29 protein-coding genes and 4 pseudogenes are annotated in these 25455 nt (G+C 57.2%); 28 read left to right on the forward strand and 5 right to left on the reverse strand.

The window, feature by feature from the left end; all coding sequences use genetic code 11:
- Positions 1-186 precede the first annotated feature (186 nt).
- On the reverse strand, positions 187-372 hold the full coding sequence (locus B3F77_RS12610; protein WP_293605288.1) for a hypothetical protein: 186 nt from the start codon (positions 370-372) through the stop codon (positions 187-189).
- 183 nt (positions 373-555) lie between these two features.
- Between B3F77_RS12610 and B3F77_RS12615 the strand changes: the two genes are divergently transcribed.
- Positions 556-1893: an IS4 family transposase gene (locus B3F77_RS12615; RefSeq protein ID WP_293605289.1), complete on the forward strand. Its 1338-nt coding sequence runs from the start codon at positions 556-558 to the stop codon at positions 1891-1893.
- Between the two features lie 98 nt (positions 1894-1991).
- On the opposite strand, the gene B3F77_RS12620 is transcribed toward B3F77_RS12615, so the two are convergent.
- A complete protein-coding gene (locus tag B3F77_RS12620; RefSeq protein ID WP_293605290.1) occupies positions 1992-2222 on the reverse strand; it encodes a helix-turn-helix domain-containing protein in 231 nt (76 codons plus the stop codon).
- A 151-nt stretch (positions 2223-2373) separates the two neighbouring features.
- Between B3F77_RS12620 and B3F77_RS12625 the strand changes: the two genes are divergently transcribed.
- From B3F77_RS12625 to B3F77_RS12695, 16 genes are all read left to right on the forward strand, one after another.
- Positions 2374-3318 carry a hypothetical protein gene (locus B3F77_RS12625; protein ID WP_293605291.1) on the forward strand — a complete coding sequence of 315 codons (945 nt, stop codon included), beginning with the start codon at positions 2374-2376 and terminating at the stop codon, positions 3316-3318.
- Positions 3319-3329: 11 nt separating this feature from the next.
- Positions 3330-3890 (forward strand): LAGLIDADG family homing endonuclease, encoded by a 561-nt coding sequence (locus B3F77_RS12630; protein ID WP_293605292.1) that lies wholly within the window; start codon positions 3330-3332, stop codon positions 3888-3890.
- A 108-nt stretch (positions 3891-3998) separates the two neighbouring features.
- A complete protein-coding gene (locus B3F77_RS12635; protein ID WP_293605293.1) occupies positions 3999-4559 on the forward strand; it encodes a hypothetical protein in 561 nt (186 codons plus the stop codon).
- On the forward strand, positions 4556-4957 hold the full coding sequence (locus tag B3F77_RS12640) for a hypothetical protein (RefSeq protein WP_293605294.1): 402 nt from the start codon (positions 4556-4558) through the stop codon (positions 4955-4957). Before B3F77_RS12635 ends, B3F77_RS12640 begins: the two co-directional genes overlap by 4 nt.
- Complete coding sequence (locus B3F77_RS12645) at positions 4954-5724, forward strand: metallophosphoesterase family protein (RefSeq protein WP_293605295.1); 771 nt, start codon at positions 4954-4956, stop codon at positions 5722-5724. The genes B3F77_RS12640 and B3F77_RS12645 overlap by 4 nt, the downstream gene beginning before the upstream one ends.
- 20 nt (positions 5725-5744) lie before the next feature.
- Positions 5745-5960, forward strand: a complete 216-nt coding sequence (locus B3F77_RS20780) for a hypothetical protein (RefSeq protein ID WP_349678414.1) — start codon at positions 5745-5747, stop codon at positions 5958-5960.
- Positions 5957-6766: a metallophosphoesterase gene (locus B3F77_RS12650; protein ID WP_293605296.1), complete on the forward strand. Its 810-nt coding sequence runs from the start codon at positions 5957-5959 to the stop codon at positions 6764-6766. The genes B3F77_RS20780 and B3F77_RS12650 overlap by 4 nt, the downstream gene beginning before the upstream one ends.
- Entirely contained in the window at positions 6763-7062 is a 300-nt protein-coding gene (locus B3F77_RS12655) for a hypothetical protein (protein ID WP_293605297.1), read from the forward strand. Before B3F77_RS12650 ends, B3F77_RS12655 begins: the two co-directional genes overlap by 4 nt.
- Before the next feature lie 150 nt (positions 7063-7212).
- Positions 7213-7704: a hypothetical protein gene (locus B3F77_RS12660; RefSeq protein ID WP_293605298.1), complete on the forward strand. Its 492-nt coding sequence runs from the start codon at positions 7213-7215 to the stop codon at positions 7702-7704.
- Positions 7701-8165 (forward strand): HAD domain-containing protein, encoded by a 465-nt coding sequence (locus B3F77_RS12665; RefSeq protein ID WP_293605299.1) that lies wholly within the window; start codon positions 7701-7703, stop codon positions 8163-8165. Before B3F77_RS12660 ends, B3F77_RS12665 begins: the two co-directional genes overlap by 4 nt.
- Before the next feature lie 2 nt (positions 8166-8167).
- Positions 8168-8677: a BPSL0761 family protein gene (locus B3F77_RS12670; protein WP_293605300.1), complete on the forward strand. Its 510-nt coding sequence runs from the start codon at positions 8168-8170 to the stop codon at positions 8675-8677.
- On the forward strand, positions 8674-8952 hold the full coding sequence (locus B3F77_RS12675; protein WP_293605301.1) for a hypothetical protein: 279 nt from the start codon (positions 8674-8676) through the stop codon (positions 8950-8952). The genes B3F77_RS12670 and B3F77_RS12675 overlap by 4 nt, the downstream gene beginning before the upstream one ends.
- Before the next feature lie 122 nt (positions 8953-9074).
- A complete protein-coding gene (locus tag B3F77_RS12680; RefSeq protein WP_293605302.1) occupies positions 9075-9398 on the forward strand; it encodes a hypothetical protein in 324 nt (107 codons plus the stop codon).
- Positions 9399-9404: 6 nt separating this feature from the next.
- Positions 9405-10418, forward strand: coding sequence for a hypothetical protein (locus B3F77_RS12685; RefSeq protein WP_293605303.1), 1014 nt, complete (start codon positions 9405-9407; stop codon positions 10416-10418).
- A 132-nt stretch (positions 10419-10550) separates the two neighbouring features.
- Entirely contained in the window at positions 10551-11144 is a 594-nt protein-coding gene (locus B3F77_RS12690) for an HAD domain-containing protein (protein WP_293605304.1), read from the forward strand.
- A 6-nt stretch (positions 11145-11150) separates the two neighbouring features.
- Positions 11151-11996, forward strand: a complete 846-nt coding sequence (locus tag B3F77_RS12695; protein ID WP_293605305.1) for a metallophosphoesterase — start codon at positions 11151-11153, stop codon at positions 11994-11996.
- A 510-nt stretch (positions 11997-12506) separates the two neighbouring features.
- On the opposite strand, the pseudogene B3F77_RS12700 reads toward B3F77_RS12695, so the two are convergent.
- Positions 12507-12798: pseudogene (locus B3F77_RS12700) on the reverse strand (type II TA system antitoxin MqsA family protein); the annotation flags it as partial.
- Between B3F77_RS12700 and B3F77_RS12705 the strand changes: the two are divergent.
- Together B3F77_RS12705 and B3F77_RS12710 are read left to right on the forward strand one after the other, a co-directional pair.
- Positions 12733-12996, forward strand: a pseudogene (locus B3F77_RS12705) (IS4 family transposase); the annotation flags it as partial. The pseudogenes B3F77_RS12700 and B3F77_RS12705 sit on opposite strands and share 66 nt — an antisense overlap.
- Positions 12986-14020: pseudogene (locus B3F77_RS12710) on the forward strand (IS3 family transposase); the annotation flags it as partial. The pseudogenes B3F77_RS12705 and B3F77_RS12710, both read left to right, overlap by 11 nt.
- Positions 14021-14521: 501 nt before the next feature.
- Here the strand turns inward: B3F77_RS12710 and B3F77_RS12715 are convergent.
- Together B3F77_RS12715 and B3F77_RS12720 are read right to left on the reverse strand one after the other, a co-directional pair.
- Positions 14522-14947: a transposase gene (locus B3F77_RS12715; RefSeq protein ID WP_293605313.1), complete on the reverse strand. Its 426-nt coding sequence runs from the start codon at positions 14945-14947 to the stop codon at positions 14522-14524.
- 716 nt (positions 14948-15663) lie between these two features.
- Positions 15664-16419 carry a GntR family transcriptional regulator gene (locus B3F77_RS12720; protein ID WP_293605306.1) on the reverse strand — a complete coding sequence of 252 codons (756 nt, stop codon included), beginning with the start codon at positions 16417-16419 and terminating at the stop codon, positions 15664-15666.
- Between the two features lie 178 nt (positions 16420-16597).
- On the opposite strand from B3F77_RS12720, the gene B3F77_RS12725 reads away from it, so the two are divergent.
- The 9 genes and pseudogenes from B3F77_RS12725 to B3F77_RS12765 form a co-directional block, all read left to right on the forward strand.
- Positions 16598-17863, forward strand: a complete 1266-nt coding sequence (locus tag B3F77_RS12725; protein WP_293605307.1) for an ABC transporter substrate-binding protein — start codon at positions 16598-16600, stop codon at positions 17861-17863.
- A 132-nt stretch (positions 17864-17995) separates the two neighbouring features.
- Positions 17996-18841 (forward strand): branched-chain amino acid ABC transporter permease, encoded by an 846-nt coding sequence (locus tag B3F77_RS12730; RefSeq protein WP_293605308.1) that lies wholly within the window; start codon positions 17996-17998, stop codon positions 18839-18841.
- Positions 18841-21336, forward strand: coding sequence for a branched-chain amino acid ABC transporter ATP-binding protein/permease (locus B3F77_RS12735; protein WP_293605309.1), 2496 nt, complete (start codon positions 18841-18843; stop codon positions 21334-21336). The genes B3F77_RS12730 and B3F77_RS12735 overlap by 1 nt, the downstream gene beginning before the upstream one ends.
- Before the next feature lie 46 nt (positions 21337-21382).
- Positions 21383-21529 (forward strand): SDR family NAD(P)-dependent oxidoreductase, encoded by a 147-nt coding sequence (locus B3F77_RS12740; protein WP_414703008.1) that lies wholly within the window; start codon positions 21383-21385, stop codon positions 21527-21529.
- Between the two features lie 14 nt (positions 21530-21543).
- Positions 21544-22320, forward strand: a complete 777-nt coding sequence (locus B3F77_RS12745; RefSeq protein WP_293605310.1) for an SDR family oxidoreductase — start codon at positions 21544-21546, stop codon at positions 22318-22320.
- A gap of 13 nt (positions 22321-22333) precedes the next feature.
- Positions 22334-23290, forward strand: coding sequence for a 3-hydroxyacyl-CoA dehydrogenase (locus tag B3F77_RS12750; protein WP_349678413.1), 957 nt, complete (start codon positions 22334-22336; stop codon positions 23288-23290).
- 29 nt (positions 23291-23319) lie between these two features.
- Complete coding sequence (locus tag B3F77_RS12755; protein WP_293605312.1) at positions 23320-24252, forward strand: 3-keto-5-aminohexanoate cleavage protein; 933 nt, start codon at positions 23320-23322, stop codon at positions 24250-24252.
- Between the two features lie 303 nt (positions 24253-24555).
- A pseudogene (locus B3F77_RS12760) lies at positions 24556-25018 on the forward strand (IS6 family transposase); the annotation flags it as partial.
- 162 nt (positions 25019-25180) lie between these two features.
- Positions 25181-25455, forward strand: a 275-nt coding sequence (locus B3F77_RS12765) for a histidinol dehydrogenase (protein ID WP_293605314.1), incomplete at its 3' end; no start/stop codon positions are given.

A 25455-nucleotide genomic window follows, 5' to 3' on the forward strand; every position in this document is an offset into this window, starting at 1 on the left:
GACATCAGCCGCTCTAATTGGCGGAGTTGGGATTTAGCGGTGGACCTGTCAAATCACGCGAATGACGGATTATGCCGACCATATGAACTTATACGGCATAGACTGCCTTTTTCATGAGCGCAAAAACAGAGAGGAGGTTTTCCTCCGTTGGCTCATCTTTGTGCAGCCACCTGACCTCAAACCCCATTAGGTGGCCCATTCGATGCCCCGTTTGAAATCGCGCCACTTGTCGTTTTCTTCGGCCAGCTCGATGTATTGGTTGAGCAGGAGGTACTGGTTGCCACCTGCACAATACTGTGCTTTATCAAAGGCTTCCTGAATGAACGGATAGGCTTCCTCGTACCGTTCAGCGCGGTAGTGGTAGCTTGTCAATGATCGATATGAGCACCCTGCCGGCGGCTACGCCAGTTGTTCGTGCCGCTGCCGCGACCCATAGGTCACCCCGTCACTGATGAGATCCCCCTCAAAAAAAGCGGGATGGGTTTAGCGCATTTCGTTATACACAAGTCCCAAAAGGCAATGATGTAAGCTATGAATTTCATAGCAAGGAAATAAATGAGCTGGGCTGCCACGGAATTTGAGAGTCTTAATCTGGGAGACCCCAGGCGCAATCGGCGCGCGATCCGGTTGATCGAGCACTTGAGCGCCAAGCCCACGGCCAGCATCCCCCAGGCCTGTGGCGACTGGGCCGACACCATGGCTGCCTACCGCTTCTTTGGCAATGAAGAGATCGAGTGGCCCGACATCCTGGCGCCACACATTGAAAGCTCGGTGGCGCGCATGGCGGCGCACGAAGTGGTCTTGTGCATCCAGGACACCACCGAACTCGATTTCAACGGGCAAGAGGCCACGGGCTTGGGGCCCCTGAGCTACGAGGCCCAACGCGGCATGTACGCGCACCCCACTTACGCCGTCTCCACCTCGCGCGAGCCTCTGGGCGTGCTCGATGCATGGATGTGGGCACGCAAGCTGCGAGATGCGGATGGCAGCCGCCCCGGCCTCAAAGAGAGCCTGCGCTGGATCGAAGGTTATGAGCGCCTGGCCGAGATGGCCCCGCAACTGCCCACGACACGGCTGGTGTACCTGGCTGACCGCGAGGCCGACATCATGGCCTTGATGATGTGTGCGCGTGACTTGGGGGAACCGGTGGACTGGTTGCTGCGCTCCAAACACAACCGCACCTTGAGCGAAGCAGGCAAACTGTGGAGCCGAGTGACAGACGGCGAGTCTTTGGGAGAGATTCGCTTTACCCTAGCCTCGCGCCAGGGGCAGCGTGCGCGTGAGGTGGTGCAGCAAGTGTGGGCCCAATCGCTGCAATTGCCCGATGGTCAAGGCGGCTTTGTGCAGGCCACTTGCCTCGTCGCCAAAGAGACGGAGCCGCCAACCGGCGACAAGACCATCGAGTGGCGACTGCTGACGAATTTGCTGGTCGAAAACCTGGAGCAGGCGGCCCGCATGATCGACTGGTATCGCTCGCGCTGGGAGATCGAGATGTTCTTTCACGTGCTCAAGAATGGCTGCCGCATTGAGGCTTTGCAGTTGGGCTGCGTTGACAGGATCGAGCGCGCCTTGGTGCTGTACATGGTGGTGGCCTGGCGCATTGCCCGGCTGATGCGCCTGGGGCGCAGCTGCCCAGATCTGGATGCACAATTGATGTTCGAGCCAGACGAGTGGAAGGCAGCCTACATTCTGAACAAGCAGAAATTTCCCGACAAACCGCCCACACTCAACGAGGTGGTGCGCCTGGTCGCCAGGCTCGGTGGCTTTCTTGCGCGAACGGGCGATGGTGAGCCGGGGGTCAAGACCATCTGGTTGGGCATGCAGCGCATCCTTGACTTCGCCGCTGGCATCCGGTTCTCACGCGAGCTTCAGGCTCAGGGGACTTGTGTATAACGAAATGGGTTTAGCGCGGTAGCTGAGTTGATGCACTGGTTTATGAGCCAATAGCAGAACCGGCTGCCTGCTTCGGAAAGACCGGACTTAACTAAGAGTCAATCCGGCAGTGGAGTCTTTACCTGCTTGCCTGGTGAACGCACAAGTAGTTCCGGCAAGTCAATGCCAAAGTAATCACAAAGCTGGTCGAGCACTTCCAACTCGACGCGTTCCGCCGTCTCGTAGTACAGCCGAGTCAAAGTGCCGCGGTTGATGCCTGTGTCCCGCGCGACGTCACTGATTTTGAGCTTCCGCTCCCCTAAAAGTCGTGCGAAGTGGCAGCTAATCATGGCGCGAATTTGAGAAAATTAATCTTCTACAGGTTAAATTGACTTGACAATGCATAACTATGCCGTATAATGATCTGCAAGAGATCAAATTTTCTATTTTCAAATGAAGTTGATCTCCTAGTGTACCAACTTATGAACAGGAGAAGCAGTCATGAAAACCGCAATGTCTGTGGCACAGCCGCAGACCGACCTCACCACCCGTACGCTTTCGAAACAGAATGTGCACTCAGAAGCCTACATCATTGACCCCATCGCTTTATTTCGCGGAAGGTCTGTCATCACCGTTCTTGGCCGCATCGAAGACTGGAAACTGGAGTGGGCGGGCCGAATCCGCTGTACCTTGTGCCTCTCAATTGGTGACTTGCCCTTGACTGCAAACCGCGACACCTTGCCGTTGGAGATTCAAAATGGCAGCTGGGTGAGGGCGAGGGTGTTGCTGCTTCGGGGTTCTTCTGGATCTCCTACGCGTTTGCTCAGCGTCACCGTCGTGCAGCCCGAGGAGGTCGCGCCCACGTCGTGGACCCCTACAGTGCCGTTCCACCGCCACGCCCACATGCGCCGACTTCGGCTGCTGCTCTCGAAACTCGAACCCGGCCTACAAGCCATCTTCATTGCTGTGATGACTGACGCCAGGGTGGAACGCGGATTCCTCAACCGCATTTCAGCAACTGACCACCACACCTACCCGGGCGGGCTGTTTGATCACAGCGTCGAAGCCGCCGAGCTGGTTCACCGGCAGCAACACCTCGGCGGCAGGGAATGCGGCATCGCCGCGTTCACATGCCTGCTGTTCGACCTGGGCAAAGTCTCTGACGAACAATTTCGCCTCGATTGGCATCGTTGCAGCTCGAGATTGCAGCCACACCCAAATACCGCGCGCCACTTGGGGCGAGCCCTGGACAGCGTCGAGCGCTTAGAGCCTGACCTGGTCGAGTCCGTGCGCATGTTGCTTGCCAAGTGTGACTGGACGGAGTGGCTTTCTCCGCCCGGCGCCACGCCGACGCTGAAACAGTGCGTTCATCAGGCAATGCAGGAGTCCTGGCAATTCGACAAACCCAGCAAAGACCATCCATCAAAAACCGGAGCACAAAAATGAGTAGCGACAAAATGAATTTCGATTTCAACTTGGATTTGGCAGATGCTCCGTTGGGCGCATCAGTGTTTGATGCCACAGACACTGCGCACCCGGCAAGTCTCCCCGCAGCCCAAACCAAGGCAGGGCGTCGCAGGCGCGCCAATCCACCTTTCAGCCTTGAGTGGGCGGCAGGTTTTGCGGATGGCGAAGGGTGCATTTGCATTGTCAAGCAAAGGTATGACGACCCGAAGCGCAAGCTGACATACCGGCTGTCATTCTCCATTTCACAAAACGACCGCCAAGTGCTCGAGCACTTCTATGAAGGCCTGGGCATCCGGGGTGGCATCTTTGACGTCGGCCGGATTGTGCAACATAACCGGCAGGTCTACACGCTGAACTACACGGGCGTCAACGCATTAAAGGCGATTGCCATGCTGCAACCCCACCTCATCCGCAAGCGGCTTGAAGCTCAAACGGCAGTTGACTACTGGCAGCAAGGGCAGGGTGGCAAGCGCCCCGGCCGTCTGGGCTGGCCATCAGCCGTCATAGCGATCCGTGAACGCTTCTACAAGAAGATGAAATCACTTAAATAAGACGCTTGCAGTGGTGACGCTGGTGTAGCGAATATTCGAAACACCAGTAAGCGCACACATACACGCCATACCCTGTAAACATTGATAATAATGACGGAAAATGAATTTATGATTGTCTTTCTGGACTGCGAATTCACGGACCTCCTGCACCCGGAGCTGCTCTCCCTGGGCCTCGTAACGCTGGACGGGCGCGAGCACTATTGCGAACTCGACCTGGCCACCGAAATCGGCAAAGCCCGCGTCAAAGCGTCATCAGATTTTGTCCGTCATGGCGGCGTGCTCGATTTTCGGGGACTCGTTCCAGACTCCACCGTCACCGAATTGGAGATTGGGCGCCGGACTGGGGAGTGGATTCTCGGACTCGCAAGAGAGTCCGGGACTCGGATTGAGATCGCATTCGACTACATCGTGGATTACGAACTCCTGGAATACGCAATTCGGGACTCAATTCCGGACTCGGGACTCTGGGAACGAGTCCGGGAAGTTGTGAGTCCGGTGAATGTCAATGTCCTGACAGGCACCATTGACGGAGAAATTGCGGCCGAGGAATGCTTTCGAGGACTCGGAAAACGGGGCCTGCACCGGCACCACGCCCTTGCCGACGCCCTGGCGCTGCGGGCAGCGTACATCGCTGTAAAAAATAAAGCACTGCTTCACAAGTCACCATGAAAAACTCTGATTTCAGCAAACTGACCGCGTCCGCCCAAATGATCCTGGACGCCAGCGTTTGGAGCGTCCCTGCCCCCGACGACCAGCCGGAAATCGTTCTGAGAAGATGGAACGTAATGCAGTTGCCAAATGGCGATCGCCATTTTGTCGGGTGGAACGCCGGGGATCGAGAAGGCCGCGCCAGCACCAAGATCATCACGTTTGATCCGACGACGCGCCGCGGGATAACCGTGAGCGGTCGCTTGTATGAGTTGGAGGGTCCAAGCGGTCGAGATGGTGACGGCATGCACACCTGGGCCAGATGGATGAAGGTCAACGACGCCACAGAATTCATCGACGTTTCTTCTGAATACCAGGACCTCATCAACAAAGCGAATTTAAGCAAGGACGGATTTTGAGCGGTCCAATTCTTTTTTGCGGCGATCCGCACGGACACTTCCGCCACATCATCAAGTCCGCCACTGAGTTGCACGCATCCGCAGTGATCTTGCTTGGCGATTTGGAACCACTTCGCCCTTTGGACGTCGAGCTTTCAGCCATTAACACGAAGCTTTGGTTCATCCATGGCAACCATGATTCGGACTCGGATCAGAACTGGAATCATGTTTGGGGCAGCAAACTGGCCGACCGCAATATCGACGGTCGCGTTGTTGAATTGCCAAATGGGCTCAGGCTTGGCGGCCTCGGAGGTGTTTTTCGTGGCGCTGTTTGGAACCCGAATCTTGAGACGCCACCAAATTTCCGTAATCGCAAAGAGCACTTCAAGTCGACACCGAGGCAGGACCGGTGGCACGATAGTGTTCACCGCAAGCATTGGTCAACCATTTATCCAAATGAGCTGGATCACCTAGCGGATATGCGCTGCGACATCCTCATCACGCACGAGGCGCCTGGATATCACAACAATGGGTTCGAAATTCTTGACGATTTAGCAAGGAATATGGGCGCTCGGGTCACTGTGCACGGCCATCATCACGATCGCCTGGATAGCTCGGAACGCTGGGCCCAGCAAGGCTTCAAAAGTTTTGGTGTCGGCCTGCGCGGTATCACGGCGATCGACGCAGAAGGCAATAGCACTGTAATTATTCCAGGCGAACTCGATGTACAGCGTGGGTTTCGGCAAAAGTACATTGACGTCATTAAAGATGTGGACGTGGAGCCATGAAAATTGCCGCACCAAGAGGCATGCAGGTCTGGTCCGATGTCGTACGCCGGCAGCCGAGGGACTGGATTGCCGTTGACGACGATTTTTTGCACTGGCCAGCGTGGTGCCGAGACAAATACGTACGCACCCATGAGCATGAAGGCATAAGTGACCCAGCCGTCGAGTCCGAGTTAAGACAGAGATTGGCACTGATGTGCTCAGCGCCGGCGCCAGAAGTCAAAGGATTGGGATCATGAGAATCCAACTTGCTTCTGATCTTCATCTTGATTTATTGAAACCCGACTGGCCAGGCGAGCGCTTGATCGGGCCAGTGCCCGGAGCAGACGTACTTGTTCTCGCAGGCGACATCGCAAACGGCGCCGAAGTATTCAGGTTGTTTGCTGCCTGGCCTACGCCCACGCGGGTCCCAATCGTTTTTGTAGCAGGAAACCATGAGTTATACGGGCATTCCATCGAACCCATGCTCGAAAAGATGCGCGAGGGAGCCGAGATGAACAACATCCATTTTCTGGAAAATGAAAGTGTCGAAATCGGAGGGGTGCGATTCCTGGGTACCACCCTCTGGACGGACTACCGGTTGGCGCGAGACCGCACGCAGCTCCACCAAATGGAGCATGCACAGCGAGGACTCAGTGACCATTACCAAATCCGTACCGGCAGAAATATTAAGTTCACGGCGCAGGATGCTTTGAACAGGCACGAGGTTGCCCGAGCCTGGCTGAAAGAAGAGCTGGCCAAGCCGTTTGACGGCAAGACTGTTGTGGTGACTCACCATGGTCCACACCCTTTGTCAGTGCACCCTCGCTATGTCGGCGACCCCCTGAATGCAGCGTTCGTTAGCGACCTTTCAGCGCTGATGCCCAGTGTCGATCTGTGGCTGCACGGGCACACCCATGCTGGATCCGACTACCAGGTCGGCCGGTGCCGTGTCGTGGCAAATCCGGCCGGATACGTCAGAAATCGTGAGTTCGCGCACCGCGATGATTTCGTGTTCGAGAACGAAACCTTTGACCGGAACTTGATCGTGGAGTTGCCAATATGAAATTTAAATTGGCATCTGGTGTTGGAGTTGGACACATGAATTCCAGAACCCGCAAGCGGCAAATTTACGGGAGATACCGACTGCGCGGCAAGTACTGGTTGTCGGCGGAAGATCGCGCCTGGGAAAACATGGTGCCGATTGGTCGGGAGTTCGGTAGCAAGGATTACGAGAGACTTGAGGTCCTTGATGCTTTCACCCAAGGCCGAATCGGGGAGCAGAAAGCAATGGCTTTTCTTGGAATCGATCACCATGCGCTCACAGCGATGGTGGAGAGAGATGGCCTCAAGCCAGGCTAGGGGTATGAGAACTCAATTTTCACCCGGGAACAATGCCAGGCCGCTGTGTTGACCTGGCCGGATTGGCCGAACGAAAGCGACGACGAAGATTTGCCTATTTCACCTGATGTATTGCCTCCAGCCCGGGGATTTAATGAATTGGACCACCAAATGAAGAACCAACTCCAACTGCTGCAAGAGAAATTTCCGTATATGTTCAATGGCGACCATATCGGTATTGACGTTGCGCCTGGGTGGATGCCCGGCTTTCAAAAACTCTGTGAAAAAATCGACCAACTCTTGGGCGATGATAAACGTGACTTCTATTGGCGGCAGTGTAAGGAGAAGTTTGGAAGTGCACGGTGGTATTGGAAGATGAAGGGTCGCCCGACAGAAATCAGAATCGACCTAATTTCTGAGTCTGGCGTCATTGAAACAATCGCCAAAGGCAAAAGATCGGCCGAGTCTGATCTTTCCGAAAAAATCAGAGCATTGATTCAAGAGGCCGAGGCCCACACAGAGCATGCTTGTATCTATTGCGGAGAGCCTGGAACACTCAATAAGAAAGATGGATATTTGCTGGTGCTTTGTGAAGAACACTCGCGCCAGCGCAACGCCGGCACATTGCCGAGCATCTGGTCTGATGAGGATGAGGGCGAATGAGCGCCTGCATTATTTTTCTGGATTTCGATGGCGTAACCCATCCTGATCGGTGTTTCGATCTGAATTTCTTCTGTCGCCTGCCGCTGATTGAAGAAGTGCTGCGGGAGTTCCCCGCGGCAATGGTTGTGATCAGTTCCAGCTGGCGAGATCACTATTCGCTCGCCAATATGAGTGATTTCTTCTCTTCTGATATCGGGCCGCGCTTGATCGACACAACGCGAAACCAAAAAATCCTTTCCAGTACCTGGTTACCGGATCAAATAGGCCAATACGAACGGCAATTTGAGTGCGAATTGTGGATGGAAGAAAACCGCCGCTGGGATGATTGCTGGATGGCGATTGATGACCGCCCATATTGGTTTGAGCCGGAATGCGCGAATTTGCTGGTGACGGATCCGACGACGGGTTTTCAGCCCGGCGATCAGGCGACGCTCCGTCAAATGCTGAAGGAGCGGACATGACCATGGCCTACGAACGAACCAGATCCCTACGCTTCGGTTGGGAGTTCCTGATGGAACTGCGCGCTTCAGATTGCCTCACTGCTGAGCAGCGAAGAACCGTCGTCGAGATCTTGCGTCATTACCCGACAGGTGCGGAGATCAAGCAGTGGGCAAAAGACTGCGAAGAGGAATCGCCGGACACTGCGATTTACGGCTCACGGCTTTCTCCTGAAAACTTGAGGTCGACATACGTTGATCCTCAGGAGCCGGTGATTCCAGATTCCATTGAGCGCGGACCAACAACGCCGCAAGAACGAGCTTATGCACTGCGCAGTGCGTACGAGTTTTTTCGCTTTGGCTTATTGTGGTCCAAAAAAGATAATTTGCCGGAGCGGCTGCGTCGGCAGACCCCTTATGTGCTGCGACATTTCCCCGAAGGCCATGAAATCAACAACTGGGCCCTGTCGGATGCAAGAGCCAAGACACTGGATCCGAAATTCAAACAGTGGCTAACGCCGGAGGCTGCTTCATGAACTGCTCAGAATTGATTGCCCTTCTGTCCAGTTTCCCACCCCAAGCCCGAGTGATTTTGGACGGCTACGAAGGTGGATTTAACGATGCTACCAAACTAGATTTGGTAAACATAAAAGCCAATGCAAATCCAGATGTTGACTATTACGGCAGTCATCTGATCGACGACAAAGGGCCAACCGTTGAGGCGGCGGTATGGATCCATGGTGTCAACGCACACGGTGACAGTCTCTCAGTCCAGGACCTCGAGCAGCTTAAAGAAAATGGGATCTGGTGACAGCTTTCACCAGTTAAATACTCAGTCGGTGACAGCTTGTCACCGACTTACGAAGGATGAATAGTGATTTTAGATATCAACAAAAGGAGCGCGACATGACGTAACTATTCAAAGGAAAAATCATGTCACGTACATACAGACGCAAGAGCGCCCGCTACAACTTGGATTGGGTGCTGAGGGAGACCGTCCGGCTAAATGGATCCTTTTGCCATACTTATTTTGAGCCGGATAGCCGCGAGGGCAAGAAAGCAATGGCTCGCTATTTCAGCGACGCAGGGTGCGGTTCTTACGGCCATGGCACTCCGCCCCATTGGTACAGGCGTTACCTCAATCATCGATCTGATCGGCGTGAAGAGCAAAGGCTGCATCAGTGGCTGAGAAATCCAGAGTCGGACCGCGAGCTTGTGTTTTTACCCCGGATCAAAGATGCTTGTAACTTTTTTTGACGATCAATGAAACACTGGAGCCAACATTCGTATGGTTACCTGCCTGACGGCTCGCGGGTGATGGTCGCGTCTGTCGAGGCGGACTATCCAAGCCGACGAAAATTCCCAGTGGTTCTTCAGTGCCGCCCAGACGGGTTGTGGCGGCTTTGGCGCGACGGCTCAAGCCGTTTGTTGGCACCTGGCTACGTCTGGCCCAACGACTCCAAAGAGCCTCGCTACAAGGCGGAAATAAGCCTCCAACAGCATCTTCCGAAGGCATGGGGACTCCAGCATCTGAGCAGCTGCGTCATTCAACAAATTCCAAAACGAATCTTGAATGCCAAGACAGCCAATTTGGCTCGGTTGTTGATTGCCTGGTTCTTCAATGAATCAATTGCTTTTGCTTTTGGTTCTTTGTCGCGAGCAAATCTGTTATTGCGCCCTTTGGCGGTGTTGCCCCAGGCGCCTCTTTGGCGCCCGGTCGCGATCACCGTGGTGCCAAATACAGATGTTGTCGTGCGCGCACTCAATTCTGGAGTGCTACTGCAACGCCTGAAGCTCGGTCTAGAGCGCATTTACATTTCCGAAATGGCCTGTATCCGTGCGCCTCGAATTGAGTCGAGCCTGCACGCACTGGCGCGTCGATTCCCGGAACGATTGGTGCTGGTCAAGGCCGAGAACTACGGATTTTTGAAGACTGCCTTGAAGATCAGGCGTGTTCGAGCTAGTGAATACCAGTTTGTCGGCTATCAGCTTCAAGGGCGATATGAAGATGATTTTGGCTATGACAAATTTGACAATCCAACCGCCCTTGTAGGTATGCTGAGATTTCGGATTGGAGATATCCCACGCGGCTCACGAATGTGGTGGATCCACGAGGAAGATATTGGTTTTAAAAAGTGGGATGGGCTCGATGTTGATGGCATGCTGCTCATTGAGCAGCATGCAAAAGCACTGCGCGCGCTGCAAAACAAAAGATCAAACGAAGCGCTGGCAAAAATGCTATTTAAAAAGCAGGAAATACCCGATGGGTCTACCTAAATACGCAGACGAGCACCGCTGGGAGCGGTTGTTCCATTTATCGGACCAGCTTGATGCCGTACATGTGACGTTTTCCATGAACAAGGATCACTGGCTGATATTCAGGCGTCGGGATTTCGAGGATGACAGGCCATGAAATTATCTTTAATCCAGCCCGTTTTGTTTTTGGATTTTGATGATGTCCTTTGTCTGAACAAACCCTTTGGCGGTTACGACGCCATTGCTGCCATTGGTCGCGCAGAAAAAGAGCCCGGCGTCAGCCTTGATGATGCCGAATTCGAAGATTTGTGGGTGAGCCTGTTCGACGCAGGCGCCAAGGGGTATTTGCTCGCGCTGCACAATGAGTTCTCGCCCAGCTATGTGCTGTCGACCAGTTGGCGAAATTTTATGAACAGACCGGCGTTGGTTGCAATTCTTCGGAGAACTGGATTCGGTTTTGTTGCAGAGAATCTTCACCAAAATTGGGGGACACCAATTGGCCTGGGTTACCAGGATCGACCGAGAGAGATCAGCAACTGGCTTGGGAAAAACGCTGCGCATGAGGGGCGATGGGTGACTCTTGATGATGAGCGTTCTGGTGCTGGGTTTGTCGACTGGCCAATCTCCAAGCATAAACCGTTCATCGTCATATGTCGCGAGAACGTTGGGTTAACCGCGGTCGAATACGAGAAGTTGCGAGTGGCTTTTCGACTCAGGATCTGCGCAGGAAAATCAGATCATGATTGATTTCAAATGGTAAAGCTCCTGGTTCTCTCCGATCTGCACCTGGAGTGCTGCGCGTTCGAGCCGGACACAGACGCGGTGGCCGCCGCCGATGTCGTGGTGCTGGCCGGTGACATTCATCCCGGTGACAACGGCATCATCTGGGCCCGCAATACTTTCGGCGACATTCCGGTCGTGTACGTCGCCGGCAATCACGAGCTGTACAGCGAGGATTTCGATCTTGGCATTGATGCTTTGCGAAAGACCGCCAGAGCTCACGATGTCCATTTTCTGGAAAACGACACGGTAACCATTGGCAATGTGCAATTCCTGGGTTGCACGCTGTGGACCGATTTTGAGTTCTTTGGAAAAGAGCAGGCGCTAAAAATGATGGAGCACGCTCAGAACAACAATTTAGATTACAAAGCCATTTATGGCATCCGAAACGGTTTCGGCAGAAAGCTGACTGTAGAGATGACGCTGGAGCGTCACGCGGCCAGTCGCACTTGGCTGGAAGCGGAGTTGGCTAAAGCAGATCCAGCGAAGACAGTCGTCGTCACACATCATTTGCCGCATCGAAATTCCACACCGCCGAAGTATGCTGCAGATTGGATGACAGGGGCATATGGCTCGCAGCTTCCGGATGAGTTGATGTTGCATGCGGGCCTGTGGATCCATGGCCACACACACAGTTCCGCGAACTACCGCATTGAAGACGCCAAACGCTACGTTCGGGTGGTGTGCAATCCACGTGGCATTTCGCAGGGGTGGCCGGCCCGCGACGCGGAAAATCCAAGGTTTGAACCGGGCCTGTTGATCACGCAACTGCCAGGGGGAAATTGGGCGGAAGACTATGTGTCAGAGTCCTGGAACTGATGGCCAACGCCGGGTGAAAACCAAGATGAAAATATGGAATTGATCCCGTTGCAAGCAACCGTAACGCTGGGTGCAGGCGGGCTGGAAGCAGTGTTATCTGATGGACGAATGCTGCATCACCCAGACGCCGATGGCCATGGCCGAGTTGCTGTTGGCGCAAGGTGTCCACGCCGATGGAGTCCACATGCCCGATTGGCGCGCCGGTGACTGTGCACCATCGGCTGGTCAAAAGGTAGCGATCATGGGCCGGATGAGAAAACATCCGACGCCAGGCGACAACACGGATATCGCCGCGGTCCGGGTCCAACGCTGAATGACGCGGCTTCCAGCCAAGAAAGCAACTTCGAAGCTGCGATGGCACTGAAAGAAGTGACTGACATTGCGTACGCGTGCTGGGAAATTGTGAAAAATCAAAAGCTGTTGCGAAACTTTCCGCGTCATACTGGTTTTAACCAGAAGTTGTTGCCTCAAAATGCAGAAGTTAACGAGACCAGATTCCAGCGGCGCGGATTCCGTCAGGCGGTTCTCGTACCGCGAGAAGGCATTGACCCCGCCGCCAAAGATTTCGGCGGCTTGGCGTTGATCCAGGTCGAGCTTCTTGCGCACCATGGCGATGTAGTCAGGATCGACATAGGCCGCCGTTCACCTGCCGCCGAAATTAGCCAAGCAACTCGCTGTAGCGGTCGCCGTGCTCGCGGTTCAAGATCACCTCGCCGCAGGCCGGGCAAAAGTCGCCCGTCACCGCTGGAATCCGCCGACGGTTGCGCTGTCGATGTTCATGCGCCAGGCGCTGGAGGCCGATGGATCGTGCCAGAAGGCGGTCAACGGCTGGGCAGCGCAGCGCGCGGCCGATGGTCTGAGCGCGTGCAGCGTTCGCACCGGTGGGTATTGCAGGGCTCGCCAGCGGCTGCCCCTGGAGATGGTCAGTGCACTGGCGCGCCAGACAGGCCGCCTGCTCAGCCAAAAGGCGCTGGCGCCATGGCTGTGGCGCGGGCGCGCGGCTGCACCTGGCCTGCGAGGTCGCCGGCATCGACCTGCGCACCCTGCAGCGCTGGAAGGCCAGCGACGGCCTCGTGGCAGGTGATGGCAGGCCGCTGGCCGTGCGGGCCACACCATCGCATGCCTTGAGCCCGGCGGAGCGTGCGGCCGTCCTGAGCGCGGCCAATGAGCCGCGCTTTGCCGACGTGCCCCCGGCGCGCATCGTGCCGGCACTGGCCGACGAGGGCATCTACCTCGCCAGCGAGTCCACGTTCGCCCGCGTGCTGCGCGCCCATGGGCAGAACGCGCGCCGCGGTCGTGCCAAGGCGCCCAGAGCGACGCGCCCGCCGACCACGCACATTGCCCGAGCGCCACGTGAAGTTTGGTGCTGGGACATGACCTATCTGCCCGCCAACGTGCTCGGCCGGTGGTTCTACCTGTACCTGATCCTGGATCTGTACAGCCGCAAGATCGTCGGCTGGGAGGTGCACGCCAGCGACGACTCCGATCATGCTGCTCACCTGGTGCGCCGCACGGCGCTGGCCGAGGGCATCGCCACGCTCAAGACCAAGCCCGTGCTGCACGGCGACAACGGCTCCACGCTCAAGGCCACGACGGTGCTGACCATGCTCAACTGGCTGGGCGTCAAGCCCTCGTACTCACGCCCTCGCGTGAGCGACGACAACGCCTACGCCGAAGCGCTGTTTCGCACGGCCAAGTACCGCCCGGAGTTCCCGACCAAAGGCTTCGAAAAGCTCGATGACGCCCGCGCCTGGGCGGCCGGCTTCGTGCATTGGTACAACGTGGACCACCACCACAGCGGCATTCGCTACGTCAGCCCAGCCGAGCGACACGACGGTCGTGACGTCGCTATCTTGTCCGCTCGTCACGCCCTGTACCTCAAAGCCCGCAAACGCAATCCAGCACGCTGGTCAGGCAAGACACGCGACTGGTCTCACATCGAAATCGTCACGCTCAATCCCGAGCGCGACTCGGTCGTCACAGCACATTTGAGGAGCATCGATACCCAGCCTTTAGCCGCATGACAGACGCGACAACCCGCTTGACACGCGCCGACCGCGTCGACGACTCCGGCGGAAGGACGCAGTCTATGGAGCGCTTACCGAACACCTGCGCGAGCTGGCCATGGCCTTGACCGACGTGCAAGCCGCTGAGGAACTCAATGAGGCACGCGCTGCGCTGTTCAAACGCGTCCCGGCACGCACCGGCTGAGCCGAGAGCAACGGGGGGCCGTAAATCAACACGGCCGCGGGGGGGGCCGGGCGCTGCGCGCCCGGCAGGCTGTGGACATGTGGACGATGCGCTGACGCGCACCGGCACGGTCCGTGGACAACGCTGCGCGTTGCCCACCGCCCGTGCCTTCGCCCACATGCCCACAGCCTTCGACCAACGTAGAAGAACCCCAAAACCCGGGCCCCAATACACTGGCCTCGTCTACAACGGATCGACGCTCCGCGCGTCCCCGAGGTCAGGCCTCTCCAGGCTCTTAAGAAACACCATCCAAGTGATTGGTTTTGAATGGTTTTTTATCTGGGTTGAGGTTCTGTTGCGACCAATTTCATTCCCATTTTCTTAGCGCGCTGGTTCAAGTGCCACAGAACACGTTCGCGGTAGCGCTCTTCATAGTAGTCCTGACCTTTGTCGGTGTATTCCTCACCTTTGGTGAGCATCGTGTAGATCAGCCGCGCGAGCTTGTGCGCCGCAGCGGCGACCGCCTTTGATTTATCCATGCGCGAGCACATGCGTCTGAAGTACGCGCCCAGTGCAGATTGGCTCGGGCGTAGAGCCGCCGCAGCGAGCTTCAGCGCCTGAGCGGCATGGTTGGCGCATCGCTTGGTTTTGCCACTCATCACCTTGCCCCCGGTGATCTTGGTACCCGGACACAACCCCAACCAGCTTGCAAAGTGGCCAACAGTTGGAAAGCGAGACATGTCCGTTCCTGTTTCGCTGATGACAGCAACTCGCGCACAGGTTCATCGTCGCGATCCGGGGGAACGGCTACAAAGTGAGAGGCGCTTCCAATGTCGATGCCGGCAGCGTTGGGGTGAGTGATCGTCAGGGCCGCCCGGGACTTGCCCGCTTTGAGACTGACTTTTGCGTTGCGTTTGGCCATAGTCTTACTCCATCATTGAGTTGGGAATATGGAGCCGCATCGGGTACGCCGTCTTGCTCACTCTCTTAAACGGGATATCTGCACAGCGGCTGCAAACCGCCACGTCGATTCACCAATATCGATGACGTTACCCAGGACCACGCTCATACGCGGGCATTTCGCACCATTGCCTTATCGGTCTTCAGCGGCACCACGCTCCCACTCTGACACAACGAAGGCCCGCAGTGTTTCTTCGGCGCGATTTTCGGCAGTGGGCCGATTACTTCGCTCATACCTCGTTTGGAAAAGACTGCCCCCGGGGCCAAGAAACCACCCGTCTTCAACCTCCAGCGCAACCTACGCGAGCGCGTCAGATGAAATCAAGCAGCGTTGCCGGAGGGACACGAGCAAATCGCTCACACACTCGTGGTCTGCACGACCCAATGCGATCGAATTGGTCGACACGATGCCTCGGCCGGCTGAATCGCATCGGCACGGTGCGACAAAACAGACCAACTCGGCCAAGAGGACGGTTGGGCTCACGGATTCAGGGTTTACTCAAGAACGCACCCTGCACTAGCCATAGACACGCGTGAGCAGCTGTGACCTTTCGCGTGTGCCCTCCGAGTACCCCATGTGCTGCTTGATGATGTACTCGTATGCGCCCAGGATGTCCTGCCGCACGGCCTCGCAAGCGACACCTACTGCATGCGCCTCGAGGGCATCGATCAAGTTGGCGTGATGCTGTGCGGCGATCTTGTTGCGGGTGCGCTCTGACCCCGATCGAAGGTCATAGTTGAGCACCGGTCCGATGCGCAGCCACAACGATTCAATCATCTTCACCAACATCGGCATGCCCGATGCCTCATAGAGCGAGAAGTGCAGGGCTTTATTTAGCAGCACTACCTGAGCCAGCCCCTGTGGGCCTGCTTCCAAGCACCGGGACAACTCCGCATTGATCTCGCGCAGCGACGACAGCAGCGACGGCGTTACGCGCGCACCGGCCTGTGCCACCGCGTAGCTCTCAATCTCCAGTCGGATCTGCGTAATCTCGTGAAACTGCGCCGCAGTCATCATAGGTACCCGCACCGAGCGGTTAGGCGTGGCTTCTAAGGCTCGGTCGGCCACCAGTTGGTAGACCGCCTGGCGCACCGGCATCACGCTAACCCCCAGCGCCGCCGCCGTGGAGCGGAGCGACAGTGTTTCGCCGGGTACGACCTGCCCCGTGAGGAGGATCTCTTTGATCTGTTTAAGCACTTGATCGCTCAGCGTCTCGCGCGGCGCGAATGGATCAGCGGCTCGAAGCGCCGGGGGAAGGACGGAGATGAACATGTGGGTTAGGGAAAACACTGCCTCTAATTGTGATCACAGTATATTAATATCGTTTTGGTCTCGACTGTGATCACACATTGCTCGCCCGGGTCGCTGTCTGGAGAGGAAGTGCCTAGACATCGAGTGGATGTAGTGGCTGTCGGGACAAATGTGCGTGAACCACTCAGGAGAAATAACGATGACACATGAAAAAGGGGTTAATGGACGCGCTGGCATTTCCCGGCGCAACCTGGTCAAGGCCGGTGCTTCAGGTCTAGTGACGGGCGTGGCTGGCGCCATCCCGTTTGCCCGCTCGGCATTGGCAGCGGAGCCCATCAAAATCGGGGTGTTGCTGCCCAAGTCAGGGACCTATGCGGTCCAAGGCGAGCAAGGTTACAACGGAGCAGTCATTGCCGTCGAGGACGCGAAAAGCCAGGTTTTGGGGCGTCACATCGAGCTGGTCTGGCTCGACGAGAACAGCCCCCAGGGCACGCAGCAAAATATGGAGCGCCTGATCAAGCAGGAAAAGGCCGTGGCGGTGCAGGGCGGAATCTCCAGCGGCGATATCCTGGCTATCATGCCGGTGGCCGAGCGCGAGAAAAGGCTACTGATGGCATCAGGACCCAATGCGAGTGAAATTACGGGCGCCAACTGCGGTCGGTACACCTTCCGGGTGGACTTGCCCAACTACGAGACGACGCGAAGCGTTTATTCCAAGTTGGCCAAGAGCGGCAAGAACTGGTACTTCCTATATGCCTCCTATGCTTGGGGCATCGATGGCTTTGCACAGATGAGTGAACTGCTCAAGGCTGACGGTGGCAAGGTGGTCGGGGCCGACCAGACCCCGTTGGGAACTACTGATTACAGCTCCTTCATTCTGAAGATCATGGCGGCCAAGCCCGACGCGATCTTTCTGGGCGTGGGTGGTAGCGACCTGACCAATTTCCTCAAACAGTTCCATCAAATGGGCCTGACGGGAAAGATCCCTGTTTCCTCGCTCGTCTGCAACGACACCGATTTTTGGTCGGCCGGGCCCGAGGCGACCACGGGGATTTATCCAAAAATCTGGAATTACACCGGCGCGCAGAACACCGAACTCAGCAAATCCTTCGTTAAGCACTACATGGATAAGCACAAGTCTGCGCCTGAGGCCCAAGCATGGCAGGACTGGTTCGGCATGACAGCCATTATTACGGCCATCCGCGAAACCAAGTCCACCGACTCGACCAAACTGGTCGAATTCTTGGAAAGCCACAAGTTCGAAGGCTACAAGGAAAAGCCCATCTACTTCCGGTCTTGGGACCACCAACTGATTCAGCCCACGCTAGTTGTCGAGGTAAAGAAGAAGATTACCGACAAATACGATTACTTCGATGTGGTCGAATCGGTACCTGCCGACGGCCAAACATTCGATAAATTGTACGGCGGCAAGAACGGGACCCAGTGCAAGATGCCTGCGGCATAAGCGGGCACCATTTGACCCTTGAATTGGGGCGTGGCGGGCTTGGCCGGTGACGGTCGGCGAACCCGTTACGGCGTGCTGTCCCCCTGACGGAGATATTTGGTGATGGATATTACGCTTCTGACGTCGCAACTCATGAACGGACTAGTTCTGGGTTTTCTATTTGTGCTGATCGCTGTTGGCATGTCGATTATTTTCGGCATGCTCGGGTTGGTCAATTTCGCACACGGCGCGTTTTTTGCTCTGGGCGCTTATCTGGCGCTGACACTGAGGCCGTTCGTTGGCTTTGGCGGTGCCCTGATCATCGCGCCCATTTTGGTGGGGCTGATTGGCCTGCTGGTCGAGCGTACCCTTTTACGACCACTTTACGACAAAGAACCGTTACTCAGCCTAGTACTTACTTTTGGTCTTGCACTGTTCATCCAGGAACTGATCCGGGTGATTTGGGGCGCCATGGGCCATCCCTTTGACACGCCGGCCTTTCTGTCGGGATTTCTGAAATTCGGACCGGTGTTTGTCACTCAGTACCGGCTAGCCGTCTTGGTGACCACGATTGCGATTCTCCTGGCCGTCTGGCTGTTCCTCACCCGCACCCCCTACGGGCGCATCGTCCGTGCTGGCTCTCGGGATCCGGATATGGTGAGCATGCTGGGCATCAATCTCAAGCGCGTTTTCATGTTCATCTTCGGGCTTGGCTGCATGCTCGCTGGCGCGGCTGGTGTGCTAGCTGCCCCTCTCTGGAGTGTGGTGCCATCCATGGCTGAGCAGGCCATCATGCCGGCCTTCGTGGTGGTCGTGATTGGCGGCCTTGGCAGTCTGAGTGGCGCCTTGGCCGCCGGCCTGATGGTAGGAGTGTCCGTGGCACTCAGCATTCAGTTTTGGCCTGAGGCATCCAGTTCCATCATGTATGTCCTGATGATCATCGTGCTGCTGTTGCGTCCGCGGGGACTGTCCGGCGAGCGCTGGGAGCGATTCGAATGATGCAGCCAAAACGTATCCTCACTCATCCGCTGGTGGTGCTGGCTTTTGTTTTCGTAGCCCTTCCGTGGGTCATGACGTTGGCCGGCTCGACCATCAACCTGGCCACCCAAGTCGTTATTTACACCCTTTACGGCATTGCCTTCAACCTGCTGCTGGGTTACACCGGAATGGTCTCTTTTGGCTCGTCCGTGTTTTTCGGCACGGCAAGCTACGCCAGCGCGATCTTTGCACTGAGGGTCCATCAGAACGTCGCTCTATCATTGATAGTGGGGACGGTCTTCGCCGCCCTGCTGGGGCTCTGCCTGGGCCTGCTCATTTTGCGGCGCCGCGGCCTGTATTTTTCCCTGCTGACACTGGCATTCACGCAACTCTTTTTCGAGGTTAGCTTTCGCTGGACGAGCGTGACCGGCGGGGAAAACGGCCTGCAGGGCGTTCGGCGTCCCGGGCTCGAGAACACTTGGCACTACTACATATTTTGTGCGGTTATCGTCCTGATCGCCGTGGCCATGCTGTACCGCATCGTTCATTCGCCTTTCGGGCGTGTGCTGCAGGCGATTCGCGACAACGAGAAGCGCGTTCAGTACCTGGGCATTGATCCTTGGCGTTACAAGCTCGTCGCGTTTGTGATCCATGCGGCCTTCATAGGCCTGGGAGGCAGTTTGCTGTCGCTGCTCATCCATGGGGTCTATGCAGACAATCTGAACTGGCAGCATGCCGGCGACCCGGTCATGATGACTTTGCTGGGGGGTATCCACCATTTCCTCGGCCCGCTGTGGGGCGCCATCATCTATATCAACCTGGCCGATCAGCTTAGTTACTACACTGAGCATTGGGCACTCTTTTTTGGTGCACTGATCATCGGCGTGGTCCTGCTGTCGCCCGAGGGCCTGAGCGGTTTCTACGCACGGATGCGCGGGCATGGCAGTTGGGGCCTGACGCGCACCCCACTGCCGCAGATGCCAGCAAACCTGCCGGATTTCTTCGCGCAGGGTCAAGAGATGTCCAGCGGCGAGACCATCCTCGAAGTCAGCAACTTGAGCAAGCGCTTCGGTAATGTAGTGACGGCCAAGGACATCGGCTTCCAGGTCAGGGCCGGCACGATCCACAGTCTCATCGGTCCCAATGGCGCGGGCAAGACGACGCTATTTAACATGCTTACGGGACTCATCCCTCAAGACCAAGGACGCATCGTCTTCAACGGTCAAGACATCAGCTCGCTGAAGGTTCATGAGCGCACCCGCCTGGGCATGGCGCGGTCCTTTCAGGTGGTCAGCCTGCCGGCCAACCTCACGGTGCTGGAGACCGTGCGCGTGGCCGTCCAGGCAGCCTCGCCCCTGTGCGGTTCACTGTGGCGTGATGCCTACAAGCTTCAGCCGCTATTGGATGATGCCTGGGCACTGCTCAAGGCAGTAGGCTTGGAGGACAAGGCGGGTGAGATCACCCATAACCTGCCGCACGGAGAACAGCGCCTGCTGGACATTGCCGTGACCATGGCGGCCAAGGCGCAGCTTCTGCTGCTCGATGAGCCCTTGGCGGGCTTGGCTGGTCCCGAACGCGAACGTATCAGCAACCTGCTGCGTCAGCTGGCCGGTCGCTACACCATTCTGCTCATTGAGCACGACATCGACCGCGTGGTGGCCCTGTCAGACCGCATTACAGTGTTGCATCAGGGGCTGCTGATTGCCGATGGCGAGCCCCAGGCTGTGGTGGATAACCCAGCGGTGGTCGAGGCCTACCTAGGCAAGTCCGGTGAAAATCAGGCCAACATTGCCGTGCACGACGCGGCCCATGATGTAGTCGTACGCCCGCCCTTGTTGCAGCTGGACAAGGTGAGTTCGGGCTATGCAGGCAGTCGCGTGCTGGACAACCTGACGATCGAGGTGCGTGCGGGCGAGGCGGTGGCGCTGCTGGGCCGTAATGGTGTTGGCAAGACCACGACGCTATATACGATCATGGGCCAGATCTTGCCGGACGCTGGCCAGATCCGTTTCCATGACAGCGAGATCGGCGGTCTGACGTCGGATCGTATCAACCGCGAGGGGCTGGCGATCGTGCCGCAGGGCCGACGGGTTTTCCCCAACCTGTCGGTGGTCGACAACTTGCTGGTGGCGCGCCGACCAGGCGGATGGGATCTCGCCGATGTGTTTCAGCTCTTTCCCAAGCTAAAACTACTGCGTGACTCCCTGGGCGGCAATCTGAGCGGCGGCGAGCAGCAGATGCTCGCGATAGCGCGTGCCCTTATGGCTCCGGCAGATCTCATCCTGCTCGACGAGCCCTTTGAAGGCCTGGCGCCGGTGGTGGTCAAGGAAGTGTTGGAAGCTGTCATCCAGTTGCGTCGGCGCACCAGCATCCTCCTGGTAGAGCAGCATGTGGACCTTGCCTTGTCCATGGTTGATCGTGCCTACATCATGGTCAACGGTCACGTTGAATACGAAGGCACGGCGGCCGAGTTGCAGCGCGATAAGGACATCCAGGTGCGTCTGCTCGGAGTGTAGTGGTAGCGAATTCCCCAGCAATATTGGTTCACACTGAGGTTAGTCAATGTCCGAAAACATGAGTATTAAAGGCAAGAGAGTCCTGATCACGGCGGGTGCCGGCGGACTCGGGCTCGAAATGGCCAGGGTGTTTTCCGCAGCTGGCGCTCGCGTGCTGGTGTGCGACGTCTCTGGCTGTAACGTCTTCATCTGACAAAGGACAAAATCATGGACCTAGATTTAAACGGCAAACGCGTGGTGGTCACGGCGGGCGCCCAAGGCATCGGCCTGGCCATCGCCGAGGCTTTCGTCGCCGCTGGCGCGCAAGTCCACATCTGCGACGTCAACGACGATTTTCTAGCTAGTGCCAAACAGAAATTGCCCCAGGTGAGCCAGAGCCGCACCGATGTATCCAGCGAGTCCCAAGTCGACGCCATGTTCGCCGAACTCGCAGCGCGCTGGGGCGGACTCGATGTGCTGGTTAACAACGCCGGCATCGCTGGCCCCACCGACAAGGTGGAAGACACGGACCTGGCGGCGTGGGATCAGACCATCGCCGTCAATCTGACAGGGCCGTTCCTGTGTACCCGTCGTGCCGTTCCGCTGCTCAAGGCGGCCGGCGGCGGCTCTATCGTCAATTTATCTTCGACGGCGGGGCGGCTCGGATTCCCGTTACGCACGCCTTATTCGGCATCCAAGTTCGGTGTGATCGGGCTGACCGAAACCTGGGCCATGGAACTGGGGCCGTCCAATATCCGCGTCAATGCGATCCTGCCCGGCATCGTGGCGGGCGAGCGGCAGGAACGCGTGATCGCGGCCAAAGCCGCGTCCTACGGCATCGGGCATGAAGCCATGCGGCAGCGTCTGCTGGCCAAAGTGTCACTGCGCAGCATGGTCACGGCGCAGGACATCGCCAACCAGATCATTTTCATCTGCTCACCGGCCGGGGCGGCCATCAGCGGCCAAAGCCTGTCGGTGTGCGGCAACGTCGAGCATCTTGGTTGACACGGGGCACATCATGAAGAAGACACCCATGAACGAACGCATCGCCATCGTTGGCGCAGGCCTGATTGGCCGGGCTTGGGCCATCGTGTTTGCCCGCGCGGGCTGCCAGGTCCGGCTGTATGATGCTGACCCTCACGCTCTGGCGACCTGCCTGCAGTTGCTGCTGGAAAACATCAGTGACCTCGCGCATCACGGCTTGATCGACGAGACGCCGGTCGAGGTGCTGGCGCGCATCACTCCCGTGCCGACCCTGGCCGAGGCCGTGGATGGGGCGGTGCTGGTCCAGGAAAACATCCGTGAAACGGTGGAAGCCAAGCGCGCCATCTTCGCCGAACTCGACCAGATGGCAGCCCCCGGCACCATTTTGGCCAGCTCGACCTCATGGCTCATGGCCTCAGAGTTTTCTGAGGGCCTGCCGGGGCGCCACCGCATCATGGTCGGGCATCCGGTGAACCCACCTTATTTGGTCCCGCTGGTCGAGATCGCGCCCGCGTCGTGGACCTCGACCGAGGCGGTGCAACGGGCCCATGAGCTGTACAGCCGGGCCGGCCAGTCCCCGGTATTGCTGAAGAAGGAAATCACTGGGTTTCTACTCAACCGCATCCAGGGCGCGGTGCTCAACGAGGCGCTAAACCTGTACGCCGATGGCTATGCGTCTGTGCAGGACCTGGACAAGGTGCTGAAAGACGGCCTGGGCCTGCGCTGGTCGTTCATGGGGCCATTCGAGACTATCGACCTGAACGCGCCCAAGGGTGTGATCGACTACGCCCAGCGTTATGGCCCCACTTACCGTAGCGTGGCCCAAGCGCAATTGCCCAACGAGTGGGATCCCGCCTTGCTGGCGCGAGTAGAGGCCGAGCGGCGCACTGAACTGTCGGCACCGCAACTGGCCGAGCGCGCCCGCTGGCGCGATAACCGTCTGATGGCCCTGGTGGCCCACAAGCGCCAGCAAGCCGGTAACGATTCCTGATTTCCCTTCACCACCTTCCCGAGAAAACCATGCGAAAGTCCAAGAAAGTCATCATTACTTGTGCCGTGACCGGCGCCATCCATACGCCGTCCATGTCGCCCTATCTGCCCATCACTGGGCAAGAGATCGCCGACGCGGCCATCGGTGCGGCGCAGGCCGGCGCGGCCATCGTGCACCTGCACGCACGCAAGCCAGACGACGGCTTACCGTCGCAAGACCCCGAGCTGTTTAAAGCCTTTCTGCCGAAAATCAAGGCGGCTTCGGATGTCGTGATCAACATCACCACCGGCGGTGCCCCCACCATGCTGGTGGCCGAGCGACTGGTGCCGGTGCACACGTTCAAACCCGAAGTGGCCTCTCTGAACATGGGCTCGATGAACTTCGGGCTGTACGGCATGCTGAACCGTTTCAAGGAATTCAAATACGACTGGGAGCGCCCGTACCTGGCCAACAGCGATGACCGCGTGTTCAAGAACACCTTCAAGGACATCGCCCACATTCTGGAGAGCTGTGCCAACAACGGCACGCGCTTCGAGATCGAGTGTTATGACATCGGCCATCTCTACACCGCTGCCCACTTTATCGAGCGGGGGCTGATCAAGCCGCCCTTCCTGATCCAGTCCGTCTTCGGCCTTCTGGGTGGCATTGGCCCGCACCCGGAAGACGTGGCGCACATGAAGCGCACGGCCGACCGCTTGTTCGGCGATGATTACGTGTGGTCGGTGTTGGGCGCGGGCCGCAACCAGATACCGGTTGCCGCGCAATCCCTGGCCATAGGCGGAAACGTGCGCGTGGGACTGGAGGATTCGCTGTGGGACGGTCCCGGTCAACTGGCGAAAACCAATGCCGACCAAGTCAAGCGCGCCCGCGCTCTGATCGAGGCCCTGAGCCTGGAGGTGGCTACGCCGGATGAAGCGCGCCAAATTCTGGGGCTGAAAGGGCGCGACAACGTCAACTTCTAAGATGTCTATTTGCTATAAAGTTGATAGCTTTTTGCGCGGCCTGGTAAAGCGCCCAGGGTTGCCTCAATGGATCATCTTGGCGCGAGTATCGGCATCCTGATCGCGACACATAGGTCAGCTCGCCGTCGTCATTGGCGGGCTTGATCTGCCAGACCTGGGTATACTAACCATTCTCTTTTGGGTCATGCCTGTTGAATGGTCGTGACTCGCACATTTCATGTATCCATTCGCAATGGCTGAAATTGGACTCCTCGTGTATCAATTAAGGTTGTGTCGCAATAGCGATGTCGGACAATCTGAGCTATGCATGATTTCCGTAAAAGTTTGATCAATGGCGCCTTGCGAAAAGTTCTCAAACGGCTCCACTACCCACTCAACGTCATGCTCACATGCGTGCGTTGGTATGTTGCCTACCCGCTGAGCCTGCGCCACATTGAGTAGATGATTCAAGAGCGAGGGGTCTTCGTTGATCACGCCACCGTTCACCGCCGCTGGGCGATCAAGATGTTGCCGGTGCTGACTGAGGTGTTTCGACGGCGCAAGCGTCCGGCGGGCAAGAGTTGGCGCATGGATGGACCTTTATCAAGGTGGCTGGTGAATGGAATACCTGTATCGCGCTGTCGATCGTGAGGGCGACACGGTCGACTTTTTGCTCACTGCCAAGCGCGATCTGGCGGCTGCCCGGCGCTTTCTGGAGCGAGCCATCAACCTGCACGACTTGCCCGAGAAGATCACCATCGACAAGAGTGGCGCAAACACGAATGCTCATGGGCCGGCCGAACAGGTCCCAATATCAACAGACAGCATCCCTCATAACGATCACTTAGCGAGTCATGGTGCAGTAATTATTAGGGTTTTCCCTGTTTGCATACGTATGCAATACCTCAAGAATTCATGTGTATGCAACCCCAATATTCAGGAAATCACCATGATCAGATATCTCAAACATGGCAAGGACGTGCAGGTCCGGTCCGAGGACGACGTCAAGGTTCGCTCCACTGTCGAAGGCATCATCAAGGACATTGAGGCACGTGGCGATGTTGCCGTGCGCGATTACAGCCGCAAGTTCGACAACTGGGACCCGTCCGACTTCCGCCTGTCACAGGGCGAGATCGAAGCGGCCATGAAAAGCCTGTCGGCGCGCGAAATCGAGGACATCACCTTCGCGCAAAAGCAGGTACGCAACTTCGCGCAGATCCAGCG

Source organism: Polaromonas sp. UBA4122 (assembly GCA_002381615.1).
Classification (GTDB): Bacteria; Pseudomonadota; Gammaproteobacteria; order Burkholderiales; family Burkholderiaceae_C; genus Polaromonas.

Coding starts and splice junctions, on each gene's coding strand:
- B3F77_RS12740 (WP_414703008.1), top strand. CDS start 21,383: ATGTCCGAAAACATGAGTATTAAAGGCAAGAGAGTCCTGATCACGGCG.
- B3F77_RS12680 (WP_293605302.1), top strand. CDS start 9,075: ATGTCACGTACATACAGACGCAAGAGCGCCCGCTACAACTTGGATTGG.
- B3F77_RS12670 (WP_293605300.1), top strand. CDS start 8,168: ATGGCCTACGAACGAACCAGATCCCTACGCTTCGGTTGGGAGTTCCTG.
- B3F77_RS12615 (WP_293605289.1), top strand. CDS start 556: ATGAGCTGGGCTGCCACGGAATTTGAGAGTCTTAATCTGGGAGACCCC.
- B3F77_RS12655 (WP_293605297.1), top strand. CDS start 6,763: ATGAAATTTAAATTGGCATCTGGTGTTGGAGTTGGACACATGAATTCC.
- B3F77_RS12620 (WP_293605290.1), bottom strand. CDS start 2,222: ATGATTAGCTGCCACTTCGCACGACTTTTAGGGGAGCGGAAGCTCAAA.
- B3F77_RS12675 (WP_293605301.1), top strand. CDS start 8,674: ATGAACTGCTCAGAATTGATTGCCCTTCTGTCCAGTTTCCCACCCCAA.
- B3F77_RS12735 (WP_293605309.1), top strand. CDS start 18,841: ATGCAGCCAAAACGTATCCTCACTCATCCGCTGGTGGTGCTGGCTTTT.
- B3F77_RS12635 (WP_293605293.1), top strand. CDS start 3,999: ATGATTGTCTTTCTGGACTGCGAATTCACGGACCTCCTGCACCCGGAG.
- B3F77_RS12745 (WP_293605310.1), top strand. CDS start 21,544: ATGGACCTAGATTTAAACGGCAAACGCGTGGTGGTCACGGCGGGCGCC.
- B3F77_RS12625 (WP_293605291.1), top strand. CDS start 2,374: ATGAAAACCGCAATGTCTGTGGCACAGCCGCAGACCGACCTCACCACC.
- B3F77_RS12695 (WP_293605305.1), top strand. CDS start 11,151: ATGGTAAAGCTCCTGGTTCTCTCCGATCTGCACCTGGAGTGCTGCGCG.
- B3F77_RS12725 (WP_293605307.1), top strand. CDS start 16,598: ATGACACATGAAAAAGGGGTTAATGGACGCGCTGGCATTTCCCGGCGC.
- B3F77_RS12755 (WP_293605312.1), top strand. CDS start 23,320: ATGCGAAAGTCCAAGAAAGTCATCATTACTTGTGCCGTGACCGGCGCC.
- B3F77_RS12630 (WP_293605292.1), top strand. CDS start 3,330: ATGAATTTCGATTTCAACTTGGATTTGGCAGATGCTCCGTTGGGCGCA.
- B3F77_RS12660 (WP_293605298.1), top strand. CDS start 7,213: ATGAAGAACCAACTCCAACTGCTGCAAGAGAAATTTCCGTATATGTTC.
- B3F77_RS20780 (WP_349678414.1), top strand. CDS start 5,745: ATGCAGGTCTGGTCCGATGTCGTACGCCGGCAGCCGAGGGACTGGATT.
- B3F77_RS12640 (WP_293605294.1), top strand. CDS start 4,556: ATGAAAAACTCTGATTTCAGCAAACTGACCGCGTCCGCCCAAATGATC.
- B3F77_RS12685 (WP_293605303.1), top strand. CDS start 9,405: ATGAAACACTGGAGCCAACATTCGTATGGTTACCTGCCTGACGGCTCG.
- B3F77_RS12650 (WP_293605296.1), top strand. CDS start 5,957: ATGAGAATCCAACTTGCTTCTGATCTTCATCTTGATTTATTGAAACCC.
- B3F77_RS12750 (WP_349678413.1), top strand. CDS start 22,334: ATGAAGAAGACACCCATGAACGAACGCATCGCCATCGTTGGCGCAGGC.
- B3F77_RS12690 (WP_293605304.1), top strand. CDS start 10,551: ATGAAATTATCTTTAATCCAGCCCGTTTTGTTTTTGGATTTTGATGAT.
- B3F77_RS12665 (WP_293605299.1), top strand. CDS start 7,701: ATGAGCGCCTGCATTATTTTTCTGGATTTCGATGGCGTAACCCATCCT.
- B3F77_RS12730 (WP_293605308.1), top strand. CDS start 17,996: ATGAACGGACTAGTTCTGGGTTTTCTATTTGTGCTGATCGCTGTTGGC.
- B3F77_RS12720 (WP_293605306.1), bottom strand. CDS start 16,419: ATGTTCATCTCCGTCCTTCCCCCGGCGCTTCGAGCCGCTGATCCATTC.